Genomic DNA, 9,851 nt, shown 5'->3' with positions numbered 1-9,851 from the left:
CTGCTTTGCGGCCCAGGTGACGAAGGCCTCCTCGGCGTAGTGGTAGATCTTCGAGCCGAAGCCGCCGCCCACGTCGGGCGCCACCACGCGCAGCTTGTGCTCGGGGATCGAGAGCACGAAGGCCCCCATCAACAGCCGGATCACGTGCGGGTTCTGGCTGGTGGTGTAGAGCGTGTGCTCATCGCGCGCCCGGTCGTACTCGCCGATCGCCGCGCGCGGCTCCATGGCATTGGGGACGCAGCGCTGGTTGACCAACTCCAGCGTGGTGACGTGGTGGGCGTTTCGGATCGCCTCGGCCACCGCGTCCTTGCTCTCGCCGAACTCCCAGTCGAAGCACAGGTTGTTCGGCACGTCGTCATGCACCAGCCCCGGCTTGCCTTGGATGGCCTGGCGCATGTCGATGACCGCGGGCAGGTCCTCGATGTCCAGCTCGATCAGCTCGGCCGCGTCCTTGGCCTGGGCGCGGGTCTCGGCCACCACCACGGCGATCGGGTCGCCGATATGGCGCACCTTGCCCTCGGCCAGGATCGGGTGCTTGGGTTCCTTCATCGGGCCGTCCCTGCCGGTGACCTGCCAGCCGCAGGGCACGCCGCCCGCGCCGGAAAGGTCCTCCGCCGTGAAGACGCCGACCACCCCCGGCGCTGACTTCGCCGCCGAGGTGTCGATCTTGTTGATCTTGCCGTGCGCCACGCTCGAGCGCAGGAAGTAGGCATATGTCTGGCCGGGCCGGTTGATGTCATCGGTGTACTGGCCCTTGCCGGTGAGGAAGCGCACGTCCTCGCGGCGCTTCGAACTGGCGCCGATGCCGTGGTCCTTGGGCATTGCTGCCTCCCTTTACTCGGCCGCGGTCCGCTGGCCGCCCATGTTCGAGGCGGCCGCCTGGATGGCCTTGACGATGTTGTGATAGCCGGTGCAGCGGCAGATGTTGCCCTCCAGCCACTCGCGGATGTCATGCTCGGACGGGCTCGGGTTCTTTTGCAACAGGTCCGCGGCCGACATCACCATGCCCGGCGTGCAGTAGCCGCACTGCAGCCCGTGATGGTCCTGGAAGGCCTGCTGGATCACGCCCAGCGAGCCGTCCGCATTCGCCATGCCCTCGATGGTGGTGACCTCGGCCCCGTCGGCCTGCGCCGCCAGCATGGTGCACGACTTGACGCTGTCGCCGTTGACCAGCACGACGCAGGCGCCGCACTGCGAGGTGTCGCAGCCGACATGGGTCCCGGTGAGGCCGAGGTTCTCGCGCAGGAACTGCACCAGAAGGGTGCGTCCCTCGACCTCGCCCGAGACCTGTTTTCCATTCACTTTCAGGCTTATGGAAGCCATTTATCATCCTCCCTTCAAGGATCCATGCCGGTGGTTCAGCCGAACATGCGTCTGAACCAGCCCTTTTTCCTCTTTCCCGAAGCCTCGCCCGACTCTGCTGCGTCCTGCTGGTCCGCATCCGTCGCCTCGGGGGCGTCTTTCGCCTCTTCGCTCGGCGGCTCGACCGCCTCCTTGAAGCGGTCGAAGAATTCGTCGGCCATCTTCTTGGCATAGCCGTCGATCAGCCGCGAGCCGAGCTGCGCCAGCTTGCCGCCGACCTTGGCTTCGGCCTCGTAGCTCAGCTGGGTGCCGTCGCCGTCGTCCTCGAGCGTGACCCTGGCGCCGCCCTTGGCAAAGCCGGCGGCGCCGCCCTTGCCCTCGCCGGTGATGCGGTAGCTTTCCGCCTCGACGATGTCCGAGAGCGACACGGAGACGGTGAATCGGGCCTTCACCGGACCGATCTTCTGGTTGACCTTGCCCTCGAACGTGTTGTCCGAGGACTGCTCAAGCTCTTCGCAGCCCGGGATGCAGGCTTTCAGGACCGTCGGCTCGTTCAGCGCTTTCCAGACGATCTCCCGGCTTGCTCCGATGCTGCGCTCGCCCTTCATTTCCATGGGGAACCTCCCTTCGAGGATGGCCGCCGGGAGCGCAATCGTAACGGCAATCTTTCGCCGCTGTCCACTTGGGTTATGGTGTGGGCCGGGGGCGCGTCAAGGCACCTTGCCCACATGGCGCCCCGGCCGCGTCGGTGCGTCGGCGGGCGTCTCGCGCCGCCGCGGTGTGCCCGTCGAGGGGATATCGATGCAGGACATCGCAGGCACGTTAACCATAAAAAGGGTCCAAACTGGTTTGATAGCAATATCAACCCGTTAGGTAGGCGTCCAAATTTGGACACCGCAATTCGGCGCCCTTAGTCGCCGAAAACGGTGGTCTCAGCGCCTGACCAGGGCGCGCAGCACCGCCTCGTCGGTGATGATGTTGTCCTGACCGACGGCGACCGGCTTGCCGGTCTCGATCCTCAGCCGCATGACCTCGTTAAGCGGCGTCTCGGGCGCGACCTGCAGCGCGCCCTCGGGCGGGTTGCCCGGCCGCATGACCTCCTTGGCGCGCAGCACGCCCAGGGGGTTCATATGGGTGACGAAATCGGCCACGTAGTCGTCGGCCGGGCTGAGCACGATCTCCTGCGGCGTGCCGGTCTGGATGATGTGTCCGCCCTCCATGATGGCGATGCGCCGGCCCAGCTTCACTGCCTCGTCGAGGTCGTGGCTGACGAAGATAATGGTGCGCCTGAGCCGCTCCTGCAGCTCCAGAAGCTCGTCCTGCAGCCGGGTGCGGATCAGCGGGTCGAGCGCCGAGAACGGCTCGTCCATCAGCAGGATCGGGGCTTCGGTGGCGAAGGCGCGGGCCAGCCCGACGCGCTGCTGCATGCCGCCGGAAAGCTCGCCCACCTTGCGGTCGCCCCAGTCGGCGAGGCCGACCAGCTCGAGCTGCCGCCCGACCTTCTTGGCGCGCACGTCAGGCGCCACGCCGGCCAGCTCCAGCCCCAGGCCGACATTGTCGGCCACCGTGCGCCAGGGCAGAAGCGCGAACTGCTGGAACACCATGGCCACGTTCTGGCCGCGCAGGAAGCGCAGGTCCTTGGCCGAGCAGGTCTCGGGGTTCAGCCATTGCCCGTCGCAGCGCACCTCGCAGGCGCCCCGGATCACCCGGTTCAGCCCGTTGACGGCGCGCAGCAGCGTGGACTTGCCCGAGCCCGAGAGGCCCATCAGCACCACGATCTCGCCCTCGTGCACGTCCAGGCTGCAACCGGCGACGCCCAGCACCTGGCCGGTCGCCTCCTTGATCTCGGCCCGCGACTTGCCCTGGTCGATCAGCGGCAGCGCGCGCTTCGGACTCGTGCCGAAGACGATGTCGACGTCCTTGAATCGGACGACCGGATCGGTCATTTCGCCGTCTCCCGCCGAAACACCCGGTCGAGCAGGATCGCCAGCACGACGATGACGAAGCCCGACTCGAAGCCCAGCGCCGTGTTGACCGAGTTGAGCGCCCGGACCACCGGCACGCCCAGCCCGTCGGCGCCGACCAGCGCCGCGATCACCACCATGGAGAGCGAGAGCATGATGGTCTGGGTCAGCCCGGCCATGATCTGCGGCATGGCCGAGGGCAGCTCGACCTTGAACAGCACCTGCATCGGCGTCGCCCCGAACGCATCGGCCGCCTCGATCAGCGTCTTTGGCGTCGACGAGATGCCGAGATGGGTCAGCCGGATCGGCGCCGGGATCACGAAGATCGTGGTGGCGATCAGCCCCGGCACCATGCCGATGCCGAAGAACACGATGGCCGGGATCAGGTAGACGAAGGTGGGCAGCGTCTGCATCAGATCGAGGATCGGGCGCAGCACCGCGTAGAAGCGCGGCGCGTGCGCGGCCACGATGCCCACCGGCACGCCCACGCCCATGCACACCAGGCAGGCGGTCAGCACCAGCGTCAGCGTCTCGGTCGTCTCCTTCCAGTAGCCCTGGTTCAGGATGAACAGGAAGCCGAGCACCACGAAGGCCGTGAGCCCGGCCGAGCGCCGCCACAGCCAGGTCAGCCCCGCCAGCACCGCCACGACGACCAGCGGATGCGGCGTCTGCAGCACCCACAGGAAGCCGTCGATGACGTTGCTGAAGATGAACGCAAGCCCGTCGAACAGCCAGGCGACGTTGTTGGTCAGCCAGTTGACCACGTCGGCGGCCCACGCGCCGATCGGGATCTTTGTCTGCGTCAGCCACTCCATCGCGGTCTCCTCCCCGCCCGCGCCCGCCCGCCTTTTCTCCGGCTGGTCTTTCGGCGCAGACGAACGTGCCCTCCCCGCGGCCGGGGAGGGCGGTTGCTCCTACTTCAGCGCCGCCAACACCGCGGCCTTGGCGTCGCCGCCGTCCTTGGTGGTGACGCCCTTCAGCCAGCCGTCAAGCATCTGCGGGTTCTTGGCCAGCCAGGCCTTCGCCGCCGCCCGCGGCTTCATGTGGTCGTCGAGGATGGAGCCCATGATTTCGTTCTCCATCTTCAGCGAGAACTTCAGGTTCTTGAGGAATTTCCCGATGTTCGGGCACTCCTTGAGATAGCCGGCGCGAACGTTGGTGTAGACGGTGGCGCCGCCGTAGTTCGGCCCGAACCACTTGTCACCGCCCGAGAGGTACTTCATGTCGAAGTTGGTGTTCATCGGGTGCGGCTCCCAGCCGAGGAACACGATGTCCTGCTTCTTCTTCACCGCGCGCCGGACCTGGGCGAGCATGCCCTGCTCCGAGCTCTCCTTGAGCTCGAAGCCTTTCAGGTCGAAGGCGTTCTGCTTGATCATCTTCAGGATCAGCCGGTTGCCGTCATTTCCGGGCTCGATGCCATAGATCTTGCCGCCGAGCTGCTTCCTGAACTTGTGGATGTCGCTGAAGCTCTTGAGGCCCTTGGCGTAGGTGTAGCTGGGCACGGCCAGCGTATATTTGGCGCCCTCGAGGTTGACGCCGACGTTCTCGACGGTGCCGTTCTTGAGGTAGGGGCGGATGTTCGCCTCCATGGTCGGCATCCAGTTGCCAAGGAAGACATCGATGTCCTTGCTCTTGAGCGCCTCGTAGGTCACCGGCACCGACAATACCTTGATGTCGGTCTTGTAGCCGAGCGCGTCGAGCACGAACGTGGTCGCCGCCGTGGTCGCCGTGATGTCCGTCCATCCGACGTCCGAGAAGCGCACGTTGTTGCAGGCGGCCTGGGCAGGCACCGCCGCAAGTGCGCCGAGTGCGAGTGCCACGGCGGAGAGGGTGAGTTTCGACATGTCGCTAGCCTCCCTTCGGCTGTTCTGATGCGATTCGGGTGTCCCAGCGAGTATCGATAACCTGAGGCCATGCAACACGCAATTTTTTCTTGATTGGCCAGTCAATCAAAAATAATTTTCCGGGGAAGGAGAGGACGATGCCCCGAGTCGGAATGGAACCTGTGCGCAAGAAGGCGTTGATAGAGGCGGCCGTCGAGACGATCGGCGAGCGCGGGAATCTCGACGTGACCATGAGCGAGATCGCCCGCTCGGCCGGGGTCTCTGCCGCACTCGCACACCACTATTTCGGCGGCAAGGATCAGCTCTTCCTCGCCACCATGCGGCATCTGCTCGGTGAATTCGGCGCCGGGGTGCGCGGCTTGCTCGTGGCGGCCGACACGCCGCGCGGCCGCGTCTCGGCGGTGATCGCCCAAAGCTTCAGCCCCGAGCAGTTCAGCCCGGCCACCATCTCCGCCTGGCTGGCCTTCTATGTCCGCGCCCAGAGCGACCCGGCGGCACGGCGCCTCTTGGCCGTGTATGCGCGGCGGCTGCACTCGAACCTCGTGGCGGCGCTTGCCGAGCTGGTCGCGCACGCCGATGCGGTGCGCATCTCCGAGGGGATCGCCGCCATGATCGACGGTCTCTATATCCGCCGCGCCCTGAAGGACGGCCCGCCCGATCCCGACTCGGCGGTGGCGCTGCTCGAGGACTATGTCGACACCCAGCTCGCCGCCCGGGAGGGCCGCACATGACCCGGCCGAACATTCTCATCCTGATGGTCGACCAGCTGAACGGGACGCTGTTCCCGGACGGCCCGGCCGACTGGCTGCATACCCCGAATCTGCGTGCGCTGGCCGAGCGCTCGGTGCGCTTCGCCAACTGTTACACCGGCTCGCCGCTCTGCGCGCCGGGCCGCGCGAGCTTCATGGCCGGCCAGCTTCCCCGCCGCACGCGGGTCTACGACAACGCCGCCGAGTTCGCCTCCGACATCCCGACCTATGCCCATCACCTGCGCCGGGCCGGCTATCACACCTGCCTTTCGGGCAAGATGCATTTCGTCGGGCCGGACCAGTTGCACGGCTTCGAGCAGCGCCTGACCACGGACATCTACCCCGCCGATTTCGGCTGGACGCCGGACTACCGCAAGCCCGGCGAGCGCATCGGCTGGTGGTACCACAACCTCGGCTCGGTGACCGGGGCAGGGGTGGCCGAGATCTCCAACCAGATGGAGTACGACGACGAGGTCGCCTATCACGCCTGCGCCAAGCTCTACGACCTCTCACGGCGCAACGACGACCGGCCATGGTGCCTGACGGTCAGCTTCACCCATCCGCACGATCCCTACGTGGCGCGGCGGCGGTTCTGGGACCTCTACGAGGACTCTGCGCATCTCGAGCCGCAGGTATCGGCGATCCCGTTCGACGAGCAGGACCCGCATTCCCAGCGCCTGCTGCTGGCCAGCGATCACAAGAACTACGACATCCGGCCCGAACACATCCGTCGGGCCCGGCGGGGCTACTTCGCCAACATCTCGTATCTCGACGCCAAGATCGGCGAGATTCTCGACGTGCTCGCCCGCGGGCGCATGGCCGAGGACACCATCGTGCTTTTCCTGTCGGACCACGGCGACATGCTGGGCGAGCGCGGGCTGTGGTTCAAGATGAGCTTCTTCGAGGGCTCGTCGCGCGTGCCGCTGATGCTGGCCGCCCCGGACCTGGCGCCCCGCACCGTGGCGACGGCGGTCTCGACCATCGACGTGACCCCGACGCTGGGCGACCTCGCCGGCGTCTCCCTCGACGAGGTCATGCCCTGGACTGACGGCGAGAGCCTCGCTAGCCTCGCCGCCGGCGGCACGCGCGAGACGCCGGTGGCGATCGAATACGCCGCCGAGGGCTCCTACGCGCCGATGGTGGCGCTTCGCTCGGGCCAATGGAAATATACGCGCTGCGCCCTCGATCCCGAGCAGCTCTTCGATCTTCATGCCGACCCGCACGAGCTGACCAACCTGGCCAGGGATCCGGCGCGCGCCGAGGATCTGGCCCGGCTGCGCGCCGTGGCCGACGCCCGCTGGGACCTCGACGCCTTCGACGCCGAGGTGCGCCAAAGCCAGGCGCGTCGCCTGGTGGCCTACGAGGCGCTCAGGCGCGGTGCCTACTACCCCTGGGACTTCCAGCCTCTCCAGCAGGCGTCCGAGCGCTACATGCGCAATCACATGGACCTGAACGTCCTTGAGGAAAGCCAGCGATATCCAAGGGGAGAATGAGCATGCTGACCATCTGGGGCCGCAACACCTCGTCGAATGTGCAGATCGCCATGTGGGCGGTGGGCGAGCTTGGGCTTGAGCACGAGCGCATCGACTGGGGTGGCAAGTTCGGCGGCAACGACGAACCGGACTACCGGCAGATGAACCCGAATGGCCTGATCCCGACCATCAGGGACGGCGACGTGGTGGTCTGGGAGAGCGCCGCCATCCTGCGCTATCTCGCCGCGCGCTACGGGGACGAGGCGTTCTGGCCCCGGGACCCGGCGAAGCGTGCCCCGCTAGACATGTGGGCCGAGTGGATCAAGACCACCTTCGTGCCGCCGCTGACCGGCCAGGTGTTCTGGCAGCTCGTGCGCACGCGCGAGGCCGAGCGCAACCACGCCGCTCTGGCCGACGGGGCGGCCAGGCTGAAGACGCTCTCGTCGATGCTCGACAAGCGGCTGGGCAAGGGGCCGTTTCTCAATGGCGGCACGCTGTGCTTCGCCGATGTCATGATCGGCCATGCGCTCTACCGCTACTTCACGCTCGAGTTCGAGCGCGCCGACACGCCGAACCTCGCCGCCTACTACGCACGCCTCAAGGAGCGCCCGGCATATCGCGAGCACGTCATGGTCTCCTACGACAGCCTGCGCGTCGAGTGATGTGCGGCGCGCCGATCTGAACTGGAAAGGTCCCCATGGAAGCCGATTTCGTCATCGTCGGGTCCGGCTCCGCCGGCGCCGCGCTTGCCTACCGCTTGTCCGAGGACGGGCGGCATTCGGTGCTGGTGCTCGAGCACGGCGGCACCGACATGGGGCCCTTCATCCAGATGCCCGGCGCGCTGAGCTATCCCATGGGCATGGAGCTCTACGACTGGGGCTACACGACCGAGCCCGAGCCGCATCTGGGTGGCCGCCGCGTGCCCGCGCCGCGCGGCAAGGTGCGCGGCGGCTCGTCCTCGATCAACGGCATGGTCTATGTCCGCGGCCATCCGCGCGACTTCGACCACTGGGCCGAGCAGGGCGCCGCCGGCTGGGCCTTCGCCGACGTCGCCCCCTATTTCGAGCGCATGGAATGCTGGCACGGCAGCAGCGAGAACGGCGTGTGGCGCGGCCGCTCGGGGCCTCTGCACGTGACGCGGGGCCCGCGCAGCAACCCGCTCTACGACGCCTTCATCGAGGCCGGCGTTCAGGCCGGCTTCGAGCGCACGGCCGATTACAACGGCGAGAAGCAGGAAGGCTTCGGGCCGATGGAGCAGACGGTCTGGCAGGGCCGCCGCTGGTCCACCGCCAACGCCTATCTCAAGCCGGCGATGCGGCGGTGCAACTGCACCGTCTATCGCTGCCTCGCCCGGCGGGTGGTGATCGAGGAGGGCCGCGCGGTCGGCGTCGAGGTCGAGCGCGGCCGCAGGGTCGAGGTGGTGCGCGCCCGCCGCGAGGTGATCTTGTCTGCCTCGGCGTTCAACTCGCCGAAGCTCTTGATGCTCTCGGGCGTCGGCCCGGCCGGGCACCTCGCCGAGCAGGGCATCCCGGTGGTGGCGGATCGTCCGGGCGTCGGGCAGAACCTGCAGGACCACCTGGAGCTCTACGTGCAGCAGGCCTGCACGCAGCCGATCACGCTGTTTCGCTACTGGAACACGCTTGGCAAGGCGCTGGTCGGCCTGCGCTGGATGTTGTTCCGCACCGGTGTCGGCGCCTCGAACAACTTCGAGGCCTGTGCCTTCGTGCGCTCGCGGCCGGGCGTCGAGTACCCCGACATCCAGTACCATTTCCTGCCGCTGGCGGTGCGCTACGACGGCAGGGCGGCGGCCGAGGGGCACGGCTTCCAGGCGCATGTGGGGCCGATGCGCTCAGCCTCGCGCGGTCGCGTCGCGCTGTGCTCGGCCGAGCCGCGCGAGAAGCCTTCGATCCTATTCAACTACATGAGCCAGGAGCAGGACTGGATCGACTTCCGCCACTGCGTCCGCCTGACCCGCGAGATCTTCGCCCAGCCTGCCTTCGACCCCTACCGGGGCAATGAGATCCAGCCCGGCGAAGATATCCGGACCGACGACGAGATCGACGCCTTCGTGCGCCAGCATGTGGAGAGCGCCTACCACCCCTGCGGCACCTGCCGCATGGGCCAGCGCGACGATCCCGGGGCGGTGGTCGATCCGCAATGCCGGGTGATCGGGGTCGAGGGGCTGCGGGTGGCAGACAGCTCGATCTTCCCGCGCGTGACCAACGGCAACATCAACGCCCCCTCGATCATGGTCGGCGAGAAGGCCGCCGACCATATCCTGGACCGCGAGCCGCTGCCGCGCGTCAACCGCAAGCCCTGGATCAATCCGCGCTGGGCGATGGCTGACCGGTAGGGCGGTGGCTGGCCCATTTCGTGGGCTGCGCGGGGCGTCCAAATTTGGACGCTCCACAAATTATTGATATAACAGGCATTTTAATGTGGCGGTGTTTTACGATTAGCCGCCCCCACGGATCGACCCGTCAGCCGATCCGGTAGGGCAGCACCTCGCGCCGGTTGGGG

The 9,851-nt window shown here is 67.1% G+C and carries 10 protein-coding genes; 4 read left to right on the top strand and 6 right to left on the bottom strand.

From position 1 onward, the window contains the following. The 6 genes from AC32QD_RS08630 to AC32QD_RS08605 all read right to left on the bottom strand — a co-directional run. On the bottom strand, positions 1–822 hold an 822-nt coding region (locus tag AC32QD_RS08630; protein WP_492010085.1), incomplete at its 3' end, for a xanthine dehydrogenase family protein molybdopterin-binding subunit. A gap of 12 nt (positions 823–834) precedes the next feature. After that, complete coding sequence (locus AC32QD_RS08625) at positions 835–1,323, bottom strand: (2Fe-2S)-binding protein (RefSeq protein WP_492010084.1); 489 nt, start codon at positions 1,321–1,323, stop codon at positions 835–837. A 35-nt stretch (positions 1,324–1,358) separates the two neighbouring features. Then, positions 1,359–1,916, bottom strand: a complete 558-nt coding sequence (locus AC32QD_RS08620; protein ID WP_492010083.1) for an SRPBCC family protein — start codon at positions 1,914–1,916, stop codon at positions 1,359–1,361. 318 nt (positions 1,917–2,234) lie between these two features. Further along, positions 2,235–3,248, bottom strand: a complete 1,014-nt coding sequence (gene choV, locus AC32QD_RS08615) for a choline ABC transporter ATP-binding protein (protein WP_492010082.1) — start codon at positions 3,246–3,248, stop codon at positions 2,235–2,237. Beyond that, a complete protein-coding gene (gene choW, locus AC32QD_RS08610; RefSeq protein ID WP_492010081.1) occupies positions 3,245–4,081 on the bottom strand; it encodes a choline ABC transporter permease subunit in 837 nt (278 codons plus the stop codon). Before choW ends, choV begins: the two co-directional genes overlap by 4 nt. Before the next feature lie 99 nt (positions 4,082–4,180). Continuing rightward, the gene (locus AC32QD_RS08605; protein ID WP_492010080.1) at positions 4,181–5,110 is read right to left on the bottom strand and encodes a choline ABC transporter substrate-binding protein; all 930 of its coding nucleotides are present in this window, start codon (positions 5,108–5,110) and stop codon (positions 4,181–4,183) included. A gap of 137 nt (positions 5,111–5,247) precedes the next feature. Between AC32QD_RS08605 and betI the strand changes: the two genes are divergently transcribed. The 4 genes from betI to betA are packed head-to-tail and all read left to right on the top strand — an operon-like array spanning position 5,248 to position 9,684. Continuing rightward, the gene (gene betI, locus AC32QD_RS08600; RefSeq protein WP_492010079.1) at positions 5,248–5,841 is read left to right on the top strand and encodes a transcriptional regulator BetI; all 594 of its coding nucleotides are present in this window, start codon (positions 5,248–5,250) and stop codon (positions 5,839–5,841) included. Beyond that, positions 5,838–7,352, top strand: coding sequence for a choline-sulfatase (betC, locus tag AC32QD_RS08595; protein ID WP_492010078.1), 1,515 nt, complete (start codon positions 5,838–5,840; stop codon positions 7,350–7,352). The genes betI and betC overlap by 4 nt, the downstream gene beginning before the upstream one ends. Positions 7,353–7,354: 2 nt before the next feature. Then, a complete protein-coding gene (locus AC32QD_RS08590; RefSeq protein ID WP_492010077.1) occupies positions 7,355–7,993 on the top strand; it encodes a glutathione S-transferase family protein in 639 nt (212 codons plus the stop codon). Positions 7,994–8,028: 35 nt separating this feature from the next. Continuing rightward, complete coding sequence (betA, locus tag AC32QD_RS08585; protein WP_492010076.1) at positions 8,029–9,684, top strand: choline dehydrogenase; 1,656 nt, start codon at positions 8,029–8,031, stop codon at positions 9,682–9,684. The last annotated feature ends 167 nt before the right edge of the window (positions 9,685–9,851 follow it).

Source organism: Thermohalobaculum sp., assembly GCF_058622915.1.
This window is presented reverse-complemented; position numbering and strand designations above follow the sequence as displayed.